Annotated in this window: 22 protein-coding genes; 17 read left to right on the top strand and 5 right to left on the bottom strand. The window is 72.1% G+C overall.

All coding sequences use genetic code 11. The features are described from left to right. Nucleotides 1-125: 125 nt before the first annotated feature. Nucleotides 126-1,199, bottom strand: coding sequence for a helix-turn-helix transcriptional regulator (locus ACZ4VT_RS36090; protein WP_467955599.1), 1,074 nt, complete (start codon nt 1,197-1,199; stop codon nt 126-128). A gap of 84 nt (nt 1,200-1,283) precedes the next feature. Between ACZ4VT_RS36090 and ACZ4VT_RS36085 the strand changes: the two genes are divergently transcribed. Both ACZ4VT_RS36085 and ACZ4VT_RS36080 read left to right on the top strand, forming a co-directional pair. Beyond that, on the top strand, nt 1,284-1,562 hold the full coding sequence (locus ACZ4VT_RS36085; RefSeq protein WP_362811260.1) for a hypothetical protein: 279 nt from the start codon (nt 1,284-1,286) through the stop codon (nt 1,560-1,562). Between the two features lie 29 nt (nt 1,563-1,591). Next, nucleotides 1,592-1,873, top strand: coding sequence for a Rieske (2Fe-2S) protein (locus ACZ4VT_RS36080; RefSeq protein WP_051762453.1), 282 nt, complete (start codon nt 1,592-1,594; stop codon nt 1,871-1,873). A 134-nt stretch (nt 1,874-2,007) separates the two neighbouring features. On the opposite strand, the gene ACZ4VT_RS36075 is transcribed toward ACZ4VT_RS36080, so the two are convergent. Then, nucleotides 2,008-2,424 carry a pyridoxamine 5'-phosphate oxidase family protein gene (locus ACZ4VT_RS36075; RefSeq protein ID WP_467955598.1) on the bottom strand — a complete coding sequence of 139 codons (417 nt, stop codon included), beginning with the start codon at nt 2,422-2,424 and terminating at the stop codon, nt 2,008-2,010. A 125-nt stretch (nt 2,425-2,549) separates the two neighbouring features. Between ACZ4VT_RS36075 and clpB the strand changes: the two genes are divergently transcribed. Beyond that, nucleotides 2,550-5,150, top strand: a complete 2,601-nt coding sequence (gene clpB, locus ACZ4VT_RS36070) for an ATP-dependent chaperone ClpB (RefSeq protein WP_467955597.1) — start codon at nt 2,550-2,552, stop codon at nt 5,148-5,150. A gap of 86 nt (nt 5,151-5,236) precedes the next feature. Here clpB and ACZ4VT_RS36065 read toward each other — a convergent pair whose 3' ends face one another. Next, the gene (locus ACZ4VT_RS36065) at nt 5,237-5,701 is read right to left on the bottom strand and encodes a hypothetical protein (protein ID WP_467955596.1); all 465 of its coding nucleotides are present in this window, start codon (nt 5,699-5,701) and stop codon (nt 5,237-5,239) included. A 130-nt stretch (nt 5,702-5,831) separates the two neighbouring features. Between ACZ4VT_RS36065 and ACZ4VT_RS36060 the strand changes: the two genes are divergently transcribed. Further along, nucleotides 5,832-6,383: a type III secretion system chaperone family protein gene (locus ACZ4VT_RS36060; RefSeq protein WP_467955595.1), complete on the top strand. Its 552-nt coding sequence runs from the start codon at nt 5,832-5,834 to the stop codon at nt 6,381-6,383. Here the strand turns inward: ACZ4VT_RS36060 and ACZ4VT_RS36055 are convergent, their stop codons facing one another. Both ACZ4VT_RS36055 and ACZ4VT_RS36050 read right to left on the bottom strand, forming a co-directional pair. After that, nucleotides 6,384-7,574, bottom strand: coding sequence for a hypothetical protein (locus ACZ4VT_RS36055; protein ID WP_467955594.1), 1,191 nt, complete (start codon nt 7,572-7,574; stop codon nt 6,384-6,386). It abuts the gene before it with no gap. Nucleotides 7,575-7,723: 149 nt separating this feature from the next. After that, entirely contained in the window at nt 7,724-8,914 is a 1,191-nt protein-coding gene (locus ACZ4VT_RS36050; RefSeq protein ID WP_467955593.1) for a pyridoxal phosphate-dependent aminotransferase, read from the bottom strand. 129 nt (nt 8,915-9,043) lie between these two features. Here ACZ4VT_RS36050 and ACZ4VT_RS36045 point away from each other — a divergent pair, with 129 nt between their 5' ends. The 13 genes from ACZ4VT_RS36045 to ACZ4VT_RS35985 all read left to right on the top strand — a co-directional run bounded on the left by ACZ4VT_RS36045 (nt 9,044) and on the right by ACZ4VT_RS35985 (nt 21,574). Continuing rightward, nucleotides 9,044-9,250, top strand: coding sequence for a hypothetical protein (locus ACZ4VT_RS36045; RefSeq protein ID WP_467955592.1), 207 nt, complete (start codon nt 9,044-9,046; stop codon nt 9,248-9,250). A gap of 344 nt (nt 9,251-9,594) precedes the next feature. Then, a complete protein-coding gene (locus tag ACZ4VT_RS36040; RefSeq protein WP_362851621.1) occupies nt 9,595-10,143 on the top strand; it encodes a DUF2617 family protein in 549 nt (182 codons plus the stop codon). 133 nt (nt 10,144-10,276) lie between these two features. Next, nucleotides 10,277-11,920, top strand: coding sequence for a polyamine aminopropyltransferase (locus tag ACZ4VT_RS36035; RefSeq protein ID WP_467955591.1), 1,644 nt, complete (start codon nt 10,277-10,279; stop codon nt 11,918-11,920). Between the two features lie 32 nt (nt 11,921-11,952). Further along, nucleotides 11,953-12,768, top strand: a complete 816-nt coding sequence (locus ACZ4VT_RS36030) for an SRPBCC family protein (RefSeq protein WP_467955590.1) — start codon at nt 11,953-11,955, stop codon at nt 12,766-12,768. Nucleotides 12,769-12,801: 33 nt separating this feature from the next. After that, nucleotides 12,802-13,590 carry an aldose epimerase family protein gene (locus ACZ4VT_RS36025; RefSeq protein WP_467955589.1) on the top strand — a complete coding sequence of 263 codons (789 nt, stop codon included), beginning with the start codon at nt 12,802-12,804 and terminating at the stop codon, nt 13,588-13,590. Between the two features lie 21 nt (nt 13,591-13,611). Beyond that, the gene (gene pyrE / locus ACZ4VT_RS36020; protein WP_030817422.1) at nt 13,612-14,151 is read left to right on the top strand and encodes an orotate phosphoribosyltransferase; all 540 of its coding nucleotides are present in this window, start codon (nt 13,612-13,614) and stop codon (nt 14,149-14,151) included. Nucleotides 14,152-14,433: 282 nt separating this feature from the next. Beyond that, nucleotides 14,434-15,456 carry a class II fructose-bisphosphate aldolase gene (gene fbaA, locus ACZ4VT_RS36015; protein WP_030709236.1) on the top strand — a complete coding sequence of 341 codons (1,023 nt, stop codon included), beginning with the start codon at nt 14,434-14,436 and terminating at the stop codon, nt 15,454-15,456. 230 nt (nt 15,457-15,686) lie between these two features. After that, a complete protein-coding gene (locus ACZ4VT_RS36010) occupies nt 15,687-16,100 on the top strand; it encodes a DUF3151 domain-containing protein (protein ID WP_361752303.1) in 414 nt (137 codons plus the stop codon). Nucleotides 16,101-16,266: 166 nt separating this feature from the next. After that, entirely contained in the window at nt 16,267-17,115 is an 849-nt protein-coding gene (locus tag ACZ4VT_RS36005) for a tryptophan 2,3-dioxygenase family protein (protein ID WP_467955588.1), read from the top strand. Further along, a complete protein-coding gene (gene kynU / locus ACZ4VT_RS36000; RefSeq protein ID WP_362811300.1) occupies nt 17,108-18,313 on the top strand; it encodes a kynureninase in 1,206 nt (401 codons plus the stop codon). Before ACZ4VT_RS36005 ends, kynU begins: the two co-directional genes overlap by 8 nt. A gap of 171 nt (nt 18,314-18,484) precedes the next feature. Continuing rightward, the gene (locus ACZ4VT_RS35995) at nt 18,485-19,366 is read left to right on the top strand and encodes an alpha/beta hydrolase (protein ID WP_467955587.1); all 882 of its coding nucleotides are present in this window, start codon (nt 18,485-18,487) and stop codon (nt 19,364-19,366) included. 133 nt (nt 19,367-19,499) lie between these two features. Beyond that, a complete protein-coding gene (locus tag ACZ4VT_RS35990) occupies nt 19,500-19,778 on the top strand; it encodes a hypothetical protein (RefSeq protein WP_362811306.1) in 279 nt (92 codons plus the stop codon). 185 nt (nt 19,779-19,963) lie between these two features. After that, nucleotides 19,964-21,574 (top strand): PKD domain-containing protein, encoded by a 1,611-nt coding sequence (locus tag ACZ4VT_RS35985; RefSeq protein ID WP_467955586.1) that lies wholly within the window; start codon nt 19,964-19,966, stop codon nt 21,572-21,574. Nucleotides 21,575-21,700: the final 126 nt, after the last annotated feature.

Below are 21,700 nucleotides of genomic sequence, written 5' to 3'. Positions count from 1 at the left end.
AAACCCCGACAGAGGGGAATTCCCGGGGTCGTGGGGCGCCCAAGCCAAAACCCCCTGTGGGACGGACCTGGCCCCTTTCCCACCCCCCCGGCCCCCCCCCCCCAGGGGGGGGCCCCGGCGGCTTTCTAGAGGCCTTCGCGGTCCCCGTCGGGGTCCTGGTCCAGATCCTCGCCGCAGTCCCGGTCAGGGGCGGACGGCCGGCCCAGGATGCCCGACTGGGCGATGAGGTAGCCGAGCTGGGCGCGGCTGCCGCTGCCGAGGGTGGTGGCGAGCTTGGCGATGTGCGCCCGGCAGGTGCGGACGTTCATGCCGAGGCGGCGGGCGATGGCCTCGTCGACGTGGCCCTCGATGAGGAGCTGGGCGATGGTCCGCTGCACGCCGGTGATCCCGCCGGGGGTGCTCCGGTAGGTCACCTCCTCCTGCAAGGGCACGGCACGGTGCCACAGCTGCTCGAACACCTTGATGAGGTAGTCGACGAGGCCCGGGTGGCGCAGCTCCAGTGCGACCCGGCGGTCGTCGCTCACCGGGATGAAGGCGACCGTGCGGTCGAAGATGATGAGCCGCTCTATCAGTTCTTCGAGCGTGCGGATCTCCACCTTGCCCGTGGAGATGCGGTCCACGTAGGCGAGCGTGCCCTGGCTGTGCCGGGCGGTGTGCTGGTAGAGGGTCCGTATGCTGACCCCGCGGTCGATCAGCGGCTGGTCGCGCTCCAGGGCCTGGGTCAGGGCCTCGGAGGGGCGGGCCCCGCCCGGCTGTACCGTCAGCACCTCGGTGTGGCATTCGGCCGTCGCGAGGTTGAGGGCGGCGTTGATCCGCTCGAAACCCTCCAGCACGGTGATGGCATGGGTGTTGGCCGGGCTCTGCGCGCTGATGGCCAGGAAAGGCTCGAAAGTGTCGGTGAGATCTACAGCGCTGCGCCGGCGGTCTTGGATCTCGCGTTCAATCGGGTGGAGCCGTTGAGCCAATGCGACGGACGGGGGAACCGGTCGTAGTTGGTTCGCGTCATCCGGGTCGGGCTGCAGAAGGGCGAATTCAAGCAGGCAGGGGGCGTTCTGGATCTCGCCCCGGGCGATCCGGCCGGTGCTCAGCGCAGTCGCGTAGAGCCGCGTTCCCTCGGCGCACATGGACGTGACGGGGTGGGGATGTGTCGCCTTTGTCTCGTTTCGCGTCAAATCTCCACCCCCCAGGGTCCTGAACATGCAAGAACATGATGCATCGTCCCTGTGGCATTGACGTGCCTGAATGAGCCATCGTCTGACACGCGGGGGAGAGGATTCCATCAAGTGAGGACGAAGCCGACCATGTTCAAGAGAATGCTTCGCTCGGTGCTTGCCATAGGTTTCTCCGCCGTTGCGGTTTTTGGGGCAGTCAGCGCCGTCGAAAGTGACGCGGGGAGCGCTAGGGGCGGTCAGGGCACCAGCCTGACGAGCACGGAGTTCGACACCGGCTGGACCACGGCGCCCGTGGGCAAGTACGCGGACACCGGCTGGACCAGCGGCCAGCTGGGCGGCAGCGGCGGCGATACGGGGTGGACCGAGGTTCCTGTGACGGTGTCCGCGTGACCCCCGACGACCGCGGCTTCCGCCGCGAGATGGCATCCGCATACCGCTCGGGCTGGCAGTTCATCGATCTCGCCACGGCCATCCCCCACCCCGGCGACTCGTTGATGGTCACCCTGTTCGGCCAACCGATCGTCGTCGTGCGCGAGGAGGACGAGGACGTACGTGCCTACCGGTGCCTGCGCCGCCCGCGGGGCGCGCCGCAGCCCGTCCGCTGCGAGGTGCGCTACGGAATGGTCTTCGTCAATCTCGATCAGCGCGACCACCAGCTCTTCGAACCCGATATCACCACCGCCACCCCCCGCAGTGCCTGAAGCGATTCCCCCGTCGTTGCAGATCGCTCAGGCGCTACCCCCACACAACGGCGCCATCGTGGACCTGACCACGATGGCGCCGTTGTGATGCCCGCGTCCAGTGCCTGAACCGGACAAGATGAAGAATCAACGGCTCACGCGCGCCCCATGGCCCGGTCCAGGGTGATCTCGATGACCACGCGGTCCGGATTGGGTGACGGCGTGCGGCCGTACCGCACCGCGTAGCGCGCCACGGCGTCGGCGACCGACGCCTCGTCCGTACGGACCACCGCGCGCCCTTCGAGGGTGGCCCAGCGGCGCCCTTCCATCTGGCAGACCGCGACCCGGGCCCCGCCCGCCGGCGCCTGTGCCTGCGTCGCGAGGACGTTGCGCACCTTCTTGCTGTGCTTGTTGCTGATCACCCGTGCCAGCCCGGCCTCCGGGTCGTACGTCACGCCCACCGGCACCACGTGCGGAGTGCCGTCGGGGCGCGGGGTGGTCAGCGTGCAGACGTGCCGCTCCCGCCAGAAGGCGAGGTAATCGGGCGTCGGGTTGAGTACGTCATGGGACATGCGCCGAAGGGTACGGGCCGGTGGTGTCCTCACCTGCCTTGAGTGGAATAGACTCAACTTTGCATAGGTTGACTCTGTCAGAGTTCATACTTGAGTTCTGATCCCTCCGGAGAGGAGAAGACGCAGTGGACGCCGAGCTGACCAACAAGAGCCGGGACGCGCTGAACGCGGCCACCAGCAGGGCCGTCAAGGACGGCCATGCCGATCTGACCCCCGCGCACCTGCTGCTGGCCCTGCTCGCCGGCGAGGACAACGAGAACGTCACCGACCTGCTGGCCGCCACCGACGCCGACCAGGCCGAGGTGCGGGCGGGCGCGGAGCGGCTGCTGGCCGCCCTGCCCAGCGTCACCGGCTCCACCGTCGCGCCCCCGCAGCCCACCCGCGACCTGCTCGCCGTACTCGCCGAGGCCGACGCCCGGGCCGGCAAGCTCGGCGACGAGTACCTCTCCACCGAACACCTGCTCATCGCCATCGCCGCCAAGGGCGGCGCGGCGGGTGAGGTCCTTTCCGCCCAGGGCGCGAGCGCGAAGAAGCTGCTGGCCGCCTTCGAGAACGCACGAGGAGGACGGCGGGTGACCACCCCCGACCCCGAGGGTCAGTACAAGGCCCTGGAGAAGTTCGGCACCGACTTCACGGCGGCCGCGCGCGAGGGCAAGCTCGACCCGGTCATCGGCCGCGACCACGAGATCCGCCGCGTCGTGCAGGTGCTCTCGCGCCGCACGAAGAACAACCCGGTGCTCATCGGCGAGCCCGGCGTCGGCAAGACGGCCGTCGTCGAGGGCCTGGCCCAGCGCATCGTCAAGGGCGACGTCCCCGAGTCCCTGAAGAACAAGCGCCTGGTCTCCCTGGACCTCGGCGCGATGGTCGCGGGCGCCAAGTACCGCGGCGAGTTCGAGGAGCGGCTGAAGACCGTACTCGCCGAGATCAAGTCCAGCGACGGGCAGATCATCACCTTCATCGACGAGCTGCACACGGTCGTCGGCGCGGGCGCCGGCGGCGACTCCGCCATGGACGCGGGCAACATGCTCAAGCCCATGCTGGCCCGCGGCGAGCTGCGCATGGTCGGCGCGACCACCCTCGACGAGTACCGCGAGCGCATCGAGAAGGACCCGGCCCTGGAGCGCCGCTTCCAGCAGGTGCTGGTCGCCGAACCGTCCGTCGAGGACACCATCGCCATCCTGCGCGGGCTCAAGGGCCGCTACGAGGCCCACCACAAGGTCGTCATCAACGACAGCGCGCTGGTGGCCGCCGCGACCCTCTCCGACCGGTACATCACCTCCCGCTTCCTCCCCGACAAGGCCATCGACCTCGTCGACGAGGCCGCGTCCCGGCTGCGCATGGAGATCGACTCCTCCCCGCTGGAGATCGACGAGCTCCAGCGCTCCGTGGACCGGCTGCGCATGGAGGAGCTGGCGCTGAAGAACGAGTCCGACCCGGCCTCGATGGAGCGCCTGGAGAAGATCCGCAAGGACCTCGCCGACAAGGAGGAGGACCTGCGCGGCCTGACCGCCCGCTGGGAGAAGGAGAAGCAGTCCCTCAACCGCGTCGGCGAGCTCAAGGAGCGCCTGGACGACCTGCGCGGCCAGGCCGAGCGCGCCCAGCGCGACGGCGACTTCGACACCGCCTCCAAGCTGCTCTACGGCGAGATCCCGACCCTGGAGCGCGAGCTGGCGGAGGCCACCGAGGCCGAGGCCGAGGCGTCCAAGGGGACGATGGTCAAGGACGAGGTCGGCCCCGACGACATCGCGGACGTGGTGGGCGCCTGGACGGGGATCCCGGCGGGCCGCCTGCTGGAGGGCGAGACCCAGAAGCTCCTGCGCATGGAGGACGAGCTGGGCCGCCGCCTGATCGGCCAGGGCGAGGCCGTACGGGCCGTCTCCGACGCCGTGCGCCGCACCCGCGCCGGCATCGCCGACCCCGACCGCCCGACCGGCTCCTTCCTCTTCCTCGGCCCGACGGGCGTGGGCAAGACGGAGCTGGCCAAGGCCCTGGCCGACTTCCTCTTCGACGACGAGCGGGCCATGATCCGCATCGACATGTCGGAGTACGGCGAGAAGCACAGCGTGGCCCGCCTCGTCGGCGCCCCGCCCGGCTACGTCGGCTACGAGGAGGGCGGCCAGCTCACGGAGGCCGTCCGCCGCCGCCCGTACAGCGTGGTGCTCCTGGACGAGGTGGAGAAGGCCCACCCCGAGGTCTTCGACATCCTGCTCCAGGTCCTGGACGACGGCCGCCTCACGGACGGCCAGGGCCGGACCGTGGACTTCCGCAACACCATCCTGATCCTGACCTCGAACCTGGGCAGTCAGTTTTTGATCGAGCACAGCCTGATGGATCCGGCCACAGCCGCCGAACAGAAGAAGCAGCAAGTCCTGGACGTGGTGCGGTCCACCTTCAAGCCGGAGTTCCTGAACCGCCTGGACGACCTGGTGGTCTTCTCCGCCCTGTCCGGCGACGAGCTCGCGCACATCGCCGAGCTCCAGATCGGCCGCCTGGCCAAGCGGCTGGCCGACCGGCGCCTCACCCTGGACGTCACGCCCGAGGCCCTGGCCTGGCTGGCGGACAAGGGCAACGACCCGGCGTACGGTGCCCGGCCGCTGCGCCGCCTGATCCAGACGGCGATCGGCGACCGGCTGGCCAAGGAGATCCTCTCGGGCGAGGTCCGCGACGGCGACACCGTACGGGTCGACGTGGCGGGCGAGGACCTGCTGGTCGGCAAGGCGCTCTGAGCGGGGCGCCCGCCGTCAGGACACCAGCTCAGGACACCAGCTCAGGACACCAGCTCAGGACACCCCTCAGATCGCCGTCGGCCGCCTCAGGAGGCGTCGAAGCGGATCTTCGAGGTCGTCCCGACCTCCGGGGTGATCCGCAGCCGCAGCCCGGCCGCCCGGCCGGGCTGCGGCTCGTCGTGGACGAGGGCGAAGCACCCCTCGCTCTCCGGGTCGTAGTTCTCGGGCCAGGGACCGGGGCAGGCGACCAGCTCCGGTGCCTTCGGGAAGGACGCGACCCACGCCTCGACATCGGCGTGCTCCATGCGGAACGTGCCCAGGACCGTCGCGCGGCCGTCCGCCGCCTCGGTCCGGTCGCACCGGCCGTCCCGCAGACCCGCCGGCGGGGCCATCCGGGCGAACGCCATGGCCTGCGCGCAGTCGGCCGTCCCCCGGGGGCCGCCTTCGTCGTCCGGATCCTCCGTGGCCTGCCACAGCACCACGGCGCACACGGCGGCACCGACGGCCAGCGCCGGCCCCAGGACCGGCTTGAACGTACCGCGCAGGGGCATGCGCCCTCCCTCACCTGGTTCTTACTCGGTTCCTACTCGTTCTGCCCGGAGCGGATCGTACGTGCGGGGCTGGACACGGGGTGGGCGGGATGGGGGAGGATGGATGTATCCGCACGAAGGGAAAAACACGGTGAGCATCGACCCGGCCTCGATTCCGAACTTCGGAGGGCAGCAGCCCGATCCGCAGGCCACAGGACCGGCGGGCCCCGTCGTCCCCGACCAGGATCTGGTCAAGCAGCTGCTGGAGCAGATGGAGCTCAAGTACGTCGTCGACGACGAGGGTGACCTCGCGGCGCCGTGGGAGGAGTTCCGCACGTACTTCATGTTCCGCGGCGAGGACGAGCAGCAGGTTTTCTCGGTGCGGACCTTCTACGACCGTCCGCACAAGATCGACGAGAAGCCGCAGCTTCTCGAGTCGATCGACGACTGGAACCGCCGCACCCTGTGGCCGAAGGTCTACAGCCACACGCACGACGACGGCTCGGTCCGCCTGATCGGTGAGGCGCAGATGCTGATCGGCACCGGCGTCAACCTGGAGCACTTCGTGTCCTCCACGGTCAGCTGGGTCCGCGCCTCCATCGAGTTCGACAAGTGGCTCGTCGAGCAGCTCGGTCTGGAGAAGGACATCGACTCCACCGACGGCGAGAACGACGGCGAAGGCGACGCCGACAGCGACAACTGACTAGAGCGGCACCCGGGCCACCAGAAGCAGGTACAGCCCGTAGCCGTAACCGAGCCCGGCCACCACCGCGGTCACCACGACCGCGGTGCGCGGCCGGGCTCGCGCCATGACGGCCGCCAGCGGCAGGAGCAGCGGGAAGGCCGGCAGCAGGAAGCGCGGCTTGGACTCGAAGAAGCCGGCCCCGCCGAAGGCCATCACCAGCAGGACGGCCGTGTAGACGAGCAGCGCGAGCGGGGTGCGGTCCAGGACCAGCAGCACGGCGAGCAGCCCGGCCGCGGCCAGCAGCACCACCGTCACGGTGGTCGCGAGCGCCACGTGCCCGCCGGTCAGCACCCGCTCCGCCGAGCGCAGCGCCCCGACGCCGAAGTCGAAGCGGGAGCCCCAGCTGCGCTGCACGGCGAAATAGCCGCCGAAGGGGTCGCGCGCCTTCACCCCGACGGCCAGGACGTACGCCGCCCAGCCCGCCGGCGCCACCAGCCCGGCCACCCACACCTCGGGTGCCCGGGATCTTCGTACGAGGATCGCGTGGAGGGCCATGGCCGACACGGCGGCCGCGACGGCGAGCCCGGTGGGCCGGGTCAGCCCGGCGAGTCCGGCGAGGCCGGCGGCCCACAGCCAGCGGCCGCGCAGCAGGGCGTGCAGGGCCCAGGCGGCGAAGGCGGCCAGCAGCGCCTCGGTGTAGGCGAGGGTGAGGACCACCGAGTGCGGCAGGGCCGCCCACAGCCCCACGAGCAGCAGCCCGGCGCGCGGCCCGACGACCCGCTCCCCGACCCGGTAGATCCCCACGGCGGCGACGGCGGCGGCCGTCCAGGTGACGAGGAGCGCGGCGGGCACGGGCCCGCCGGGCAGGATGCCGGAGACGGCCCGTATCAGCGCGGGGTAGAGCGGAAAGAAGGCCTGGTCGCTCTGCACGGGCCCGGTGCCGGTGGCGGCGTCGGGCCACATCAGGGTGCGCCCGTAGCCGTGGGCCGCGATCCGCAGGTACCAGTCCGCGTCCCAGGACCGGCCGAGCACCCGCAGCGGATCCCGTCCGGCCCACCACGACCCGAGGGCGAGCACCAGCATCCCGGCCCCGCGCACGGCGGCGAACACGCCGAGCGCTATCACCGCCGGCGGCGCGGCCGACCGTACGGCCCGGACCGCGCGCATCTCCAGGGGCGACGCGGACACGGTCGCTCTGCCCGTTGCCATGAATCCCGACTTCCGTCTCTCGGTGAGGTCCGCTCACCGGGAGGTGAGGCTTCGGGCACTCGTGCGGGCGACAGCTTCACACCGGCCTCGGCCGGCCGCAAGCACCCGGCGCGGCCGGCGCCGGGCGGCGGGGGCCCGGGGGCCGGGTGTCAGAGGCCGCGCAGCCGGGAGGCGGCCTCCCGCAGGACGTCCTCGCGCTTGCAGAAGGCCCAGCGGACCTGGGTGGCGCCGGCGGACTTGTCGTCGTAGAAGACCTGGTTCGGGATGGCGACGACGCCGCAGCGCTCGGGCAGGGCGCGGCAGAAGGCGAGGCCGTCCTTCTCGCCGAGGGGGGTGATGTCGGTGGTGATGAAGTACGTGCCCTGCGGGCGGAAGACCTCGAAGCCGGCCGCCGTGAGCCCGTCGGCGAGGATGTCGCGCTTGGCGGCCAGGCCGGCGCGGAAGGTCTCGTAGTACGTGTCGGGGAGGGCGAGGGCCTCGGCGATCGCGTACTGGAAGGGGCCCGAGGAGACGTAGGTGAGGAACTGCTTCGCCGAGCGGACGGCCGTGACCAGCTCCGGGGGCGCGGTGACCCAGCCGACCTTCCAGCCCGTGAAGGAGAAGGTCTTCCCGGCCGAGGAGATGGTGACCGTGCGCTCGCGCATGCCCGGGAGGCCCGCCAGGGGGATGTGGACGCCCTCGAAGACCAGGTGTTCGTACACCTCGTCCGTGACGACCAGCAGGTCGCGCTCGACCGCCAGCTCGGCGATCGCGGCGAGCTCGGCCGCGGTCAGGACGGTGCCCGTCGGGTTGTGCGGGGTGTTCAGCAGGAGCAGGCGGGTGCGCGGGGTGACGGCGGCGCGCAGTTCGTCCAGGTCGAGGGCGAAGGCCCCGGCGTGCGGGCGCAGGGTGACCGGGACGCGTACGGCGCCGGCCATCGCGATGCAGGCCGCGTACGAGTCGTAGTACGGCTCCAGGGCGATGACCTCGTCACCGGGCTCCAAGAGGGCGAGGAGGGAGGCGGCGATGGCCTCGGTGGCGCCCGCCGTGACCAGGACCTCGGTGTCGGGGTCGTAGGACAGGCCGTAGAAGCGCTGCTGGTGCGCGGCGATCGCGGTGCGCAGCTCGGGGACGCCGGGGCCGGGCGGGTACTGGTTGCCCCGGCCCGTGAGGACCGCGCGGGAGGCCGCCTCGGCGATCTCCGCCGGGCCGTCGGTGTCGGGGAAGCCCTGGCCGAGGTTGATCGAACCGGTGCGGGCGGCCAGTGCCGACATCTCCGCGAAGATCGTCGTGCCGAAGGCCGCCAGCCGGCGGTTCAGGAAGGGGCGGTCGCTGCTCACGGGTGCGCTCATGGGCGTCATCCTGGGGTCAACCTCTGGACTTCCTCAAGTGTGCTTTGGGCCGTGCGGCCCGGGGGCATCCCCCCTTCACGCGGGACGAGGGGATCCCGCTCCCCGGGAAGACCGGGGCGTGAGAGAAGGGCGGACTGCATGTTCGTCTTCATCGTTGGCGCATTCCTGATCGTCGCGTTCGTCGTGGTGGTCGCGGCCCGCTCGGCCAAGAGCGGGCAGAGCGGCGGCCGCCGCAAGCGCAGCGGCAGCTCGTGGGTGGACGGGGGCGGCGGCTCGGGCTGTGGCTCTTCCTCGTCCTGTGGCTCGTCGTCCTCGTGCGGCGGCGGGGGGTGCGGTTCCAGCTGACACGGGGCAGCCGGCACCGCGTGGAGGAGGGCGTTCGGCGGTCCCGTTTCCGCCGGGCGTCCTCGTCGTTCGCCCCTGCGTGACGACTCGTTCGTCGATGCATGACGACGCGCGGGACGCAACCCGTTGAACACGTGAACTGTGGAGCCCCCGGGGGGATGTAAACCCCGTCAAGTTGGGTAAAAACGCTGTGAGTGCCGTGCCTTTCATGATTCCCTCGGTTGAGTAGACCAGTCCTCGGACCTCCCTGGACTTCCTGTGGACCCGTGCCGGTGTCCCCCCACCCGTTGACTACCGCTGGCGGGCCCCGGCCCATCTCCCTCGCGCGTTTGCGGAGCCGACTCATGCTCACGACCCTCCAGACCTCCTACACCGACACGCGTGCCGCCGATCTCGCCTGGGCCCTGGGTCGGGACCGGCTGCCCGCCCTGGCCGTACTGAACCTCGAACTGTCCGGAGCCAAGGTGGAGTTGCGCCTGCTCGGGGCCTCCCACCAGGTTCTTCTGGAAGAGGCCGAGGTGCTCTGCTCGGAGACGGTCGCCTGTATGCCCGGCAGCAGTACGCCGCTGCCGCTCGGCGTGGCCAAGCGGGTGGGTGACTGGGAGTACGAGTTCGCCGCGCGGGTCGAGACGCTGTCCCGCGGCTCCTTCGCGGGGCGGGCGCAGGAGCTGCTCGCACTGGTGGCTGACCACCCGAACGGGCTAGCGGGGACGTTTCCCGGAAGTCCGCACGCCTTCACGGCCATGCTCGCGCAGCGCTACGAGGGCCAGGTGCGCTGGCGGACCTGGCACGCGTACCCGCAGGAGGGCCAGCTGGTGGCCACCCGGACCCGGGTGGGCGTACGGGCGGGGGCCCCGGCGGCCGCGGCGCTGGAATCGCCGGCGCTGCTGTAGCGGCCGAGGGGCCGGGCGGCGCCTCCGGGGCGCGGAAGGCCCCTCGCCATTACGCCAACTGGCTGGATCGATGCGCCACTTGCACCCATGTGGGTGACCGGCTGTAGGTGAGCGGTGACGTACGGTTCGCTGCATGATCGACCGTTCCGTCCCGCGCCGGGTGCTCCCGGCTCCGGAGCCGCGGGGCGCCGCGACCGTCCCGGCCGCCCTGCCCGTACGGCCCCGGACCGGCCGACTCCTCGTCCTGGCCACCGTGTTCGTCTGCGCCGCCTGCGGGCTCGTGTACGAACTGGAGCTGCTCGCCCTGGGCACCTACCTCATCGGCGACTCCGTCACCCAGGCGTCGGTCGTGCTGTCCGTCATGGTCTTCGCCATGGGCGTCGGCTCCCTGCTCGCCAAGCGCCTGCGCCACCGGCCCGCCTTCGGCTTCGGCGCCATCGAAGCCGGGCTCGCCCTCCTGGGCGGGCTCTCGGCCATGGCGCTCTACGCGAGCTTCGCCTGGCTGGGGGAGTCCCGTCCCGCCCTCGTCGCCTTCTCCTTCGCCATCGGGGTGCTCATCGGCGCGGAGATCCCGCTGCTGATGGTCCTCATCCAGCGCATCCGCAGACAGGACGCGGGCGGGGCCGTCGCCGACCTGTTCGCCGCCGACTACGTCGGCGCCCTCGTCGGCGGCCTCGCCTTCCCGTTCCTGCTGCTCCCGATGCTCGGCCAGCTCACCGGCGCCATGCTCACCGGCACCGTCAACGCGGCCGTCGGCGGCGGGCTGGTCTTGTGGCTGTTCCGCCGCGACCTGAGCCGCCGCTGCCGCTGGCTGCTGATCGCCGCCAACGTGACCGTGCTGGCCGTGCTCGCCTCGGCGACCGTCCTCGCCGACGACTTCGAGCGGGTGGCCCGGCGCGCCGTCTACGGCGGGGAGGTGCGCGTCGCCGTCCGGACCGGGGTGCAGGAGCTGGTGCTCACCGGCCCCCCGACCGGCTCCCCGCGCTCCCTCGACCTGTACCTCGACGGACGGCTGCGGGTCAGCGGCTACGACGAGTACCGCTACCACGAAGCCCTGGTCCACCCCGCGATGACCGGCCCGCACGCCCGGGTCCTGGTCCTCGGCGGCGGCGACGGGCTCGCCGCCCGCGAGGTGCTCCGCTACCGGGACGTCGCCTCCGTCACCGTCGTCGAGCTCGACCCCGGCGTGGTCGGCCTCGCCCGCACCGATCCGATGCTCTCCGCGCTCAACGCCCGGGCGTACGAGGACCCCCGCCTGGCCGTCGTCACGCAGGACGCCTTCCACTGGCTGCGCGGGCCGGCCGCCGCCGGCCGCTTCGACGTCATCGTCTCCGACCTCCCGGACCCGGGCATCACCCCCAGCACGAAGCTGTACTCGCAGGAGTTCTACGGGCTGGCCGCGCGGGCCCTGCGCCCCGGGGGCCGGATCGCCGTGCACGCCGGTCCGCTGGCCACGCGCCCGCGGACGTACTGGACCGTCGACTCCACCCTGCGCGCGGCCGGTCTGCGGACCGCCCCGTACAGCGCGGGCGGCCGCCTGTCGGGCTTCGCCGCCGGACCCGACCGCACCCCCCTCGGCGTGGCCGAGGCACCGCCACAGGACTGGGGCTTCGTCCTGGCCGCCCGCGACGGGGTCCCCCCGCTGCACGTGGACCGCGACACGCCCGCCCTGCGCTCGCTGTCGGCGCGCTCGCTGCAGGACGCGGCGCGCGACGCGGAACGCACCCGGGTGCCCGGGCTCCCGCCGTCGACCCTTCCGCACCCGCGGTATTCGTGACCCGGCGCGCTGTCGTCGGTAGGCTCGTCCACATGGAGCATCAGGTGTTCGTCCCGGTACCGGCAGACGATCTCCGCGCCGTGCTGCGCGACCCCGCCCGGGTCGCCCGGTGCGTGCCCGGACTCCAGCGTGACGCCGACACCGACGCCGGGCCGGTCTCCGGCCGGCTGAAGGTCCGCGTCGGCGGGAGCACCGTGACCTACCGGGGGGCCCTCGCCGTCATCGAGCGGGACCCCGGCCACTTCACCTTCGAGGGTGAGGGCACGGAGGTCCGCGGCAGCGGGACGGTGAAGTTCTCCGTGGACCTGCGGCTTTCCCCCGCCGAGGACGGGACCCGGCTGGACTTCACCGCCCGGGCCACCGCCGACGGGCGCGCCGCCGCCTTCACCCCCGAGGCCGCGGCCGCCACCGTACAGCGGCTGCTGGACCGGGTCGCCGGCCAGCTGAGCGCCGGATCCGCGCTCGGTGACCCCGTCGCCGAGGCCGAGGAGGCGGAGGAGAGCGCCGAGGCCGGTCCGGGGTTCGTCGAGGACGATGTCACCGAGGTCAGCGCCTCCCTCTCCGACACCGAGGTGCCGCCCCCGTCGCTGGACCCGTTCCTGGCCGGCGGGTTCGAGGAGCTGGACGGGGCCCCGCGGCCTCCGGCCGAGGCCGCGCACGCCCGCCGCACCATGATCGGCCGCAGTGCGGAGGAGGTGGACCACGCGCCGCCGCGCGGCCGGTACGCCCCGGTTCCCGCGCCCGCCGCCACCACCGCCGGCGACAGCCTGCGCTGGATCGCCCCCGCCGCCGCCCTCGCGCTGGCCTCGGCGGTCGTCATCGGCCGGGCCCTGCGCCGCCGCCGCTGACCTGCGGCCGCGGCCCGCATTAGGGTCGACCGCATGAGTACGCAACTGAGCGCCGGCGGCGCCGAGGTGACGGTCGACCAGGAGAACGGCTGCCGCATCAGCAGCCTGCGCATCGACGGGACGGAGCTGCTGCGCCAGGGCCCGCGGTACGGGGCGTTCCCGATGGTCCCGTGGTGCGGCCGGATCGAGGACGGCCGGTTCCGTGACGGCGGCACCGTTCACCAGATGCCGGTCAACCACCCGCCGCACGCCCTCCACGGGTTCGGCCGCGACGCCCCCTGGCGCCCGGCGGGAGCCACCGCCACCGAGGCGGCGTTCACCTACGACCTCGTCGAGCCGTGGCCGTACCCCGGCCGGGTCACCCAGGTCCTCGCGCTCACCGAGGACGCGCTCACCCTCACCCTGGGCGTCGAGACCTACGGGGACTCCTTCCCGGCCCAGGCCGGCTGGCACCCCTGGTTCCTGCGCGACCTCGGGACCGGAGGCGGGGCGGCCGAGCTCTCCTTCGAGCCCGCCTGGCAGGAGGAGCGCGGCGCCGACCACCTCCCCACCGGCCACCGCATCGACCCGAAGCCCGGCCCCTGGGACGACTGCTTCGGCATGCCGCACGGCGTCGACGTCACCCTCACCTGGCCCGGCACCCTGGAACTGAGGCTCACCAGCCGGGCCGAATGGGTGGTCGTCTACGACGAGGAGTCCGAGGCCGTCTGTGTGGAGCCGCAGTCCGGCCCGCCGAACGGGCTGAACACCCTGCCGCGCCTGGTCACGCCGGTGGATCCGCTGGAGGTCTCCACGACGTGGACGTGGCGGCGGCTGCGCTAGGGCGCAATTAAGCTCAGGGCCATGAGTGACGTACGGGATGCGCTTCTGCAGCAGATCAAGGACAAGGCCGTCGTGCACGGCAAGGTGATCCTCTCCTCCGGCCGGGAGGCCGACTACTACATCGACCTCCGCCGGATCACCCTCGACGGCGAGGCGGCCCCGCTGGTCGGCCAGGTCATGCTCGACCTGACCGCCGAGCTGGACTTCGACTGCGTCGGCGGTCTGACCCTGGGCGCCGACCCGGTCGCGACCTCGATGCTGCACGCCTCCGCCGCGCGCGGTCAGCGCCTGGACGCCTTCGTCGTCCGCAAGGCGCAGAAGGCCCATGGCATGCAGCGCCGCATCGAGGGCACCGACGTGAAGGGCAAGCGCTGCCTCGTCGTCGAGGACACCTCGACCACCGGCGGTTCCCCGCTGACCGCCGTCGAGGCGGTCCGCGAGGCCGGCGGCGAGGTCGTCGCCGTCGCCACGATCGTCGACCGCGGGGCGGCCGACGCCATCGCCGAGGCCGGTCTCCCGTACCTCACCGGCTACCGCCTCGAGGACCTGGGCCTGTCCTAGGGAGGGCCTCTTCCGGTCTCCTTTCGGGTCCCGGGGGCGCCGGACCGGCCACCGCGACAACGGGTGACGAAGGTCCTCGCCTACGTCTGATACGGCCCTGACCTGCCCTTTCGCGGGCGCCCGGGATGTTTCACGTGAAACATCCCGGGCCGTTCGCCCAGCACGTGAGACCGGCGGGCTGGACCCCCGCGCTGAGTCTGGAAAGATAGGCGCGACGATGACGTCGCCCCCAGGTCAGGGCCCGTAATAAGCACACTCCCCGCACATCCAAGGAGCGGACAGATGCCCATCGCAACCCCCGAGGTCTACAACGAGATGCTCGACCGGGCGAAGGCAGGCAAGTTCGCCTACCCGGCCATCAACGTGACCTCCTCCCAGACCCTGCACGCTGCACTGCGCGGCTTCGCGGAGGCCGAGAGCGACGGCATCATCCAGATCTCCACCGGTGGTGCGGAGTTCCTGGGTGGCCAGCACAACAAGGACATGGTCACCGGTGCGGTAGCCCTGGCCGAGTTCGCCCACATCGTGGCCGCCAAGTACGACATCACGGTCGCGCTGCACACGGACCACTGTCCCAAGGACAAGCTGGACGGCTACGTCCGCCCGCTGCTCGACATCTCCGCCGAGCGCGTGGCCCGCGGTCTGAACCCGCTCTTCCAGTCGCACATGTGGGACGGCTCCGCCGAGACCCTGGCCGACAACCTGGCCATCGGCCAGGAGCTGCTCGCCAAGGCCGTCGCCGCGAAGATCATCCTTGAGGTCGAGATCACCCCGACCGGCGGCGAGGAGGACGGCGTCAGCCACGAGATCAACGACGAGCTGTACACGACCGTCGACGACGCCATCCGCACCGCCGAGGCCCTGGGCCTGGGCGAGAAGGGGCGCTACCTGCTGGCCGCGTCCTTCGGCAACGTCCACGGCGTCTACAAGCCCGGCAACGTCGTCCTGCGCCCCGAGCTCCTCAAGGACCTCCAGGCCGGTGTCGGCGAGAAGTACGGAAAGGCCTCGCCGTTCGACTTCGTCTTCCACGGCGGTTCGGGCTCCACGGCCGAGGAGATCGCCACCGCGCTGGAGAACGGCGTCGTGAAGATGAACCTCGACACCGACACCCAGTACGCCTTCACCCGCCCGGTCGTGGACCACATGTTCACCAACTACGCCGGTGTCCTGAAGGTCGACGGCGAGGTCGGCACCAAGTCGAAGTACGACCCCCGCACCTGGGGCAAGGCCGCGGAGGCCGGCATGGCCGCGCGTGTCGCCGAGGCGTGCGCGAACCTGCGATCCACCGGTACCAAGCTGAAGTAGCCGGCCCCAGCGGCCACCCCGCACCACCGAAGGGCCCGGCCCCCCGTCCACGACGGAGGCCGGGCCCTTCGCGCACCTGCCGGCGTGCTGTACGGCCCGAACGAGGCGGACCCGTGCGACGGTCCGGGGGCGCGCCGGGGCGCCGGCGGGGACCGCGGATCCACACCTCCCGCGGCGGAGCGCGACCACCACTGCGCGGCCCAGCGGCAGCGGCCCGGCAGACTGGGGGCATGTCCATTCACCAGAACCTGCTCGGGGGCCCCGCCCCCACCCACCTCCCCGACGAGCCGGGCCGTGAGGCCATCGCCGCCGGCACCCCCGCCGTCGAGGTGGCCGCCGCGCACCCGACGTCCTCCCTCGCCTGGGCGATCCTCGCCGACGAGGCCTTCGCCGCCGGCAGCACGGTCGAGTCGTACGCCTACGCCCGCACGGGCTACCACCGCGGCCTCGACGCCCTGCGCCGCGCCGGCTGGAAGGGCCACGGCCCGGTGCCGTGGGAGCACGAGCCGAACCGCGGCTTCCTGCGGGCCCTGCACGCCCTGGCCCGCGCGGCCGGGGCGATCGGCGAGAAGGAGGAGTACGAGCGCTGCTCGACCTTCCTGCGCGACTCCTCCCCGACGGCGGCGGACACGCTGAGCGCCTGATCCCGTACGGCGGGGAGTGACGCGGACCGCATTTGTGTGGTCTGCGTCACTCCCCGCTGGAGCGCCGGCGCGAGGGTGTCCTATGCTGCGGGCAGGGGACCGGGGCTCCACTCACCTCACGGAAGGAGCGGACCGCTACCCGGAAGCACGTGTCGAGGAGACAGAAATGTCGAACACCCTTGATGCCTCCGGAGTCGGCGGGTCGGACACCCCGAACCTCGACTTCGACGGCACCACCCCGTACGAGGACTACGTCCAGGCGGACGTTCTCACCCACCTCCAGCACCTCCGCTCGGACGACCCGGGCGAAATGGTCTTCCTGGTCACGACCCAGGTCATGGAGCTGTGGTTCACGGTCATCGTCCACGAGTGGGAAACCGCCGCGAAGGCCCTGCGCGAGGACCGCATCCCGGTCGCGATGGATGCGCTGAAACGTTCCCTCCGCGAACTCGAAGCCCTCAACGCCTCCTGGCGCCCGCTCGCCCAGCTCACCCCGGGACAGTTCAACGCCTACCGCTCCGCGCTAGGCGAAGGTTCCGGCTTCCAGTCGGCGATGTACCGCCGGATGGAGTTCCTGCTCGGCGAGAAGTCCTCCTCCATGCTGGTCCCGCACCGCGGCGCGCCGCGCGTCCACGCGGAGCTGGAGAAGGCCCTGCACGAGCCGAGCCTCTACGACGAGGTCCTGCGCCTGCTCGCCCGCCGCGGCCTCCCGGTCCCGGCCGCCGTCCTCGACCGCGACCTCTCGCTGCGCTACGAGCCCTCGGCCGAGGTCGAGGCCGTCTGGACGGGCCTCTACGCCACCCCGGACGAGCACCTGGACCTGCACCGCCTCGGCGAGGTCCTCACGGACGTGGCCGAGCTCGTCTGGCGCTGGCGCAACGATCACCTGGTCGCCACCCGCCGCGCGATGGGCGCGAAGACGGGCACGGGCGGCTCGGCCGGCGTGACCTGGCTGGAGAAGCGCGCCACGAAGAACGTGTTCCCGGAGCTCTGGACGGCCCGCAGCCATGTCTGAGACCTCCGGCCCCGCCGACCTGGCGGCCCGCGCGGCATCCCTGGACGCCGCCGACGAGCTGGCCAAGCTCCGCGGGCGCTTCACCCTCCCCGACGGCGTCGTCTACCTGGACGGCAACTCCCTCGGCGCGCTCCCGGCCGGCGTCGCCGACACCACCGCGGACGTCGTCTCCCGGCAGTGGGGCGAGCTCCTCATCCGGTCCTGGGACGAGAGCGGCTGGTGGACCGCCCCCGAGCGGATCGGCGACAAGATCGCCCCGCTCGTCGGCGCGGCCCCCGGCCAGGTCGTCGTCGGCGACTCCACCAGCGTCAACCTCTTCAAGGCCCTGGTCGGTGCCGCCCGCCTCGCGGCCCCCGGCCGGACCCGGATGCTGGTCGACGCGGCCACCTTCCCGACCGACGGCTACATAGCGGAGTCGGCGGCCCGCATGACGGGTCTGACCGTCACCCCGGTGGATCCCTCGCACGCGGCCGAGGCGATGGACGCGGACACCGCGGTGGTCCTCCTCAACCACGTCGACTACCGCACCGGGCGGCTCCACGACCTGCCCGCCCTCACCGCGGCGGCCCGAGCCGCCGGGGCGATCACGGTCTGGGACCTGTGCCACTCCGCCGGGGCCCTCCCCGTCGGCCTCGACGCGCACGCCGTCGACCTCGCGGTCGGCTGCACGTACAAGTACCTCAACGGCGGCCCCGGTTCCCCCGCGTACCTGTACATCGCCGCGCGCCACCAGGCCGGCTTCGACTCCCCGCTCCCGGGCTGGAACGGTCACGCGGATCCCTTCGCGATGACCCCGGCCTTCGAGGCGGCCGAGGGCGCGACCCGCGGCCGCGTCGGCACCCCGGACATCCTGTCCATGCTGGCGCTGGAGTCGGCGCTCGACGCCTGGGAAGGCGTCTCCGTCGAGGCCGTACGGGCCAAGTCGCTCGCCCTGACCGACTTCTTCCTGGCATGCGTGGCGGCGTACGTCCCGCAGGGCCGGGTCGAGTCGGTCACCCCGGACGAGCACGGGCACCGCGGCAGCCAGATCTCGCTGCGCACCGAGAACGCCCGTGAGGTCATGGGCGAGCTCATCTCCCGGGGCGTCATCGGCGACTTCCGCGCGCCCGACGTCCTGCGCTTCGGCTTCACCCCGCTCTACGTCGGTTTCGCCGACGCCGAGCGTGCCGCGCGCACACTGGGTCACATTTTCGGGTGACTCGGTAGCGAAACGTCACATCACCGGGCGGGCGGGGCTACGGCTCCGTCCGCCCGGTCACATCCCGGACCCTGCACGGAACCTCTCGTTCCAGACTGATACGGTCCCGCTCTGCCGGAACACCGGAACATCTGTCCCCGCTGTCCCACGCGTTACCGAGAGGTTGAGCCGATGACGGACCCCGCCGCCGTGGAACGGGACGCCGCCGAGGCCGCCTCGGCCTTCTCCCATCCGGCCGTCGCGCCGGACGCGACCGGCGCGTACGGGGAACACCCCGACCAGGTCGTCGACTTCTACGCCCCGCGCACCGAGACCCCGGGCGGCCCGGTGCCGCTGGTGGCCGTCCTGCACGGTGGCGCGTGGCGGGCCCCGTACGACAGGCGCCACATCACCCCCTTCGCGGACTTCCTGGCCCGGCGGGGTTTCGCCGTCGCGAACGTCGAGTACCGGCGGGGCAGTTCCCTCCCGCACCAGCACGCCGACGGTCCGGTCGCCGGGCGCTGGCCGGAGACCTTCGACGACGTCGCCGCCGCGATGGACGCCCTCCCGGAGCTGGCCGCCACCGCGCTCCCGCAGGCCGACGTCCGCCGTCTGGTCGTCACCGGGCACTCGGCGGGCGGGCACCTCGCGCTGTGGGCCGCGGCCCGGCACATGCTCCCGTACGGCTCCCCGTGGAGGCTGCCCTCCCCGCCGCCGCTGCGCGGCGTGGTGGCGCTGGCACCGATCGCCGACTTCGGGGTGGCGGAGGAGCTGGGCGTGTGCGGCGGCGCGAGCGCGCAGCTGCTGGGCGGCGAGGAGTGCTTCGCGGACCGCCTGCCGTACGCGGACCCGGCGGCGCTGCTGCCGACGGGGATCGCCACGGCGGTGGTGCAGGGACGGGACGACATCGTGGTTCCGCAGCAGGTGGCCGAGGCCTACGTGGCGGCGGCGGCGAAGGCGGGCGAGATGGTGGGGCTGACCCTCCTCGACGGCATCGGGCACTTCCCGCTCATCGACCCGGCGGCGGACGCGTGCGCGGTGGTGTCGGAGGAGATCGCCCAACTGGCCTGGTAGCCGCTGCCGTCCGGCGGTGTGCGAGGATCCGCGCAGGCACCGAGCCCCCGTGGATCCAGGGGGCTCATCGAGCGGTCGGCGGGAGAGCGGACATGAGCAGCAGCACCCCGCGGTGGTTCGGGGAGCGCGCGTAATGGCCCGGTGGGGGTTGCTCGTCGAGCAGCACACAGGCAGCGGCGAGGGCCGGGAGTGGTCCATCAAGGTCCTGGGCCACGTCGAGGGGACGCGCGAGGAGGCGGTCGCCGCACTGCGGGAACACGCCGAAGACTACAAACCCCAGCATCCGTACAGGCCGAAGCGGCGGGTCCTGTACCGGGACGGCGATTCCTTCCTGTTGGTGCTGGACGGACGCTGGCAGGTCTTCCACTGCCGGTTCACGGTGGCGGAACAGCTCCACGACAGCGCGGGCTGACGCCGGACGGAATCTCGCCAACTCCCCCTCTTCGCGGGGATATCGGCTGATCATGCGACGAGGATCTATGTACTGTGACCCAGACAGTTCCTGAGCATGTTCAAAAAATGGGGGGAACGGTGCGCAGTCGCCGTCTCGTAATTTCCGTTGCCGTCATAGCGGCCACGGTCGGTCTCGTCCCGGGGATGGCCCACGCGGCCGGTCCGGTCGCTCCGGTCGCTCCGGGCGCGCAGGGCGTGGCCGCTCCCGCCGTGGATCTGGGGAAGGCCGCGGCGCCGAACTTCAAGACCTTCAAGAGCCCCGCCGAGCGCTCGGTCCGCAAGGGCCTGCCCGGCGGGAAGGCCGGGGCCAGCGCCTCGCAGGCCGCCGGCAACCCGGACCTGGCCATCGTGCTGAACGCGGCGAGCACCACCGCGCACGCACTGGACCTGGAGACCACCGTCATCAGCGCGGACTCCACGCTGAAGGTCACCGTCGACTGGGGCGACGGGAACACGGACGGGATGGACGCCTACGGCTCGACCGTCCTCAAGAGCACCCACACCTACGCCGAGCTCGGCGAGTACACCGTCAAGGTCACCGTGACGGACCCGGCGAACCAGACCGAGGTCGTCAACGAGTTCCAGGTCATGACCGCGGGCTCGGACTTCGTCCCGTACGCGCCCACCCGCCTCCTCGACACCCGCGACGGGACCGGCGCCGCCCAGGGCAAGGTCGCCCCGTACGGCTCCACCCGCGTGAAGGTCGGCGGCAACGGCGCGATCCCCGCCGGGGTCACCGCCGTGGCCCTCAACCTGACCGTCACGAACACGACCGCCGGCGGGCACGTCACGGCGTTCCCCGAGGGCACCGACCGTCCGACCACGTCGAACGTCAACTTCGAGGCGGGCCAGACCGTCCCGAACCTGGTGATCGTGCCGGTCGGCAAGAACGGCTACGTGGAGCTCGCCAACCGCGGCGCGGAGTCCGTCGACCTGATCGCGGACGTGACCGGCTACTTCACCCGGACCGAGGCGAGCGGCTACGCGCCGATGACCCCGGCCCGGTTCGTCGACACCCGCGAGGGCCTCGGCACGGTCAAGGGCCAGCTCGGCGGGCGCAAGACCTTCTCCACCCAGATCGGCGGCCTGCGCGGCGTGCCCCAGGGCATCACCGCCGTGGCGCTCAACGTGACGGTCACCAACCCGAAGGAGTCCGGCCACCTGTCGGTCTTCCCGGGCGGCGGCGCCACCCCGACCGCGTCCAACCTGAACTTCACCCCCGGTCAGACGATCGCCAACTCGGTGATCGTGCCCGTCGGCGCGGACGGCAGGATCAGCGTCTTCAACGGCGCCTGGGCGGGCACCGACGTGATCGTCGACGTCGTCGGCTACTACAGCAAGGACAGCAAGGCGTCCTTCATGCCGCTCCAGCCGGGCCGCATGATCGACACCCGTGACCCCGCCTGGCCCTACGGCCAGCTGCGCGCCCGGAACTACATCTACACGTACAACGGGACCTCGCCCGGCGAGGTGGGCATCGACGGGTACGTGCTGAACACCACCGTGACCAACACGACCGGCACCGGCTTCCTGTCGGTCGCGCCGGACCCGAACACGGTGCAGCAGTACAGGGACCAGACCGCGGTCTTCCCGCCGCGCCCCACCTCCTCGACCCTGAACTGGACGGCCGGCAAGACCGTCCCGAACCTGGTCCAGGCGAGCTCCGGCAAGAACGGCATCGTCGACTACTGGAACCAGGGCTGGGAGGACGTCGACCTCGTCGTCGACATCTTCGGTTACTACGAGTCCAAGTGAACCGCGGCTGAGGGGGGGGGGGGGGGGGGGGGGGGGGGGGGGGGGGGGGGGTGTGTGGGGGGGGGGGGGGGGGGGGGGGGGGGGGGGGGGGGGGGGGGGGGAGGGAAGAGGGGGGGGGGGGGGGGA

The sequence above is a fragment of the Streptomyces sp. NPDC029164 genome (assembly GCF_055563995.1).
Note: the sequence above shows the minus strand (reverse complement) of the source record. Positions and strands in the feature narration are given on the sequence as shown.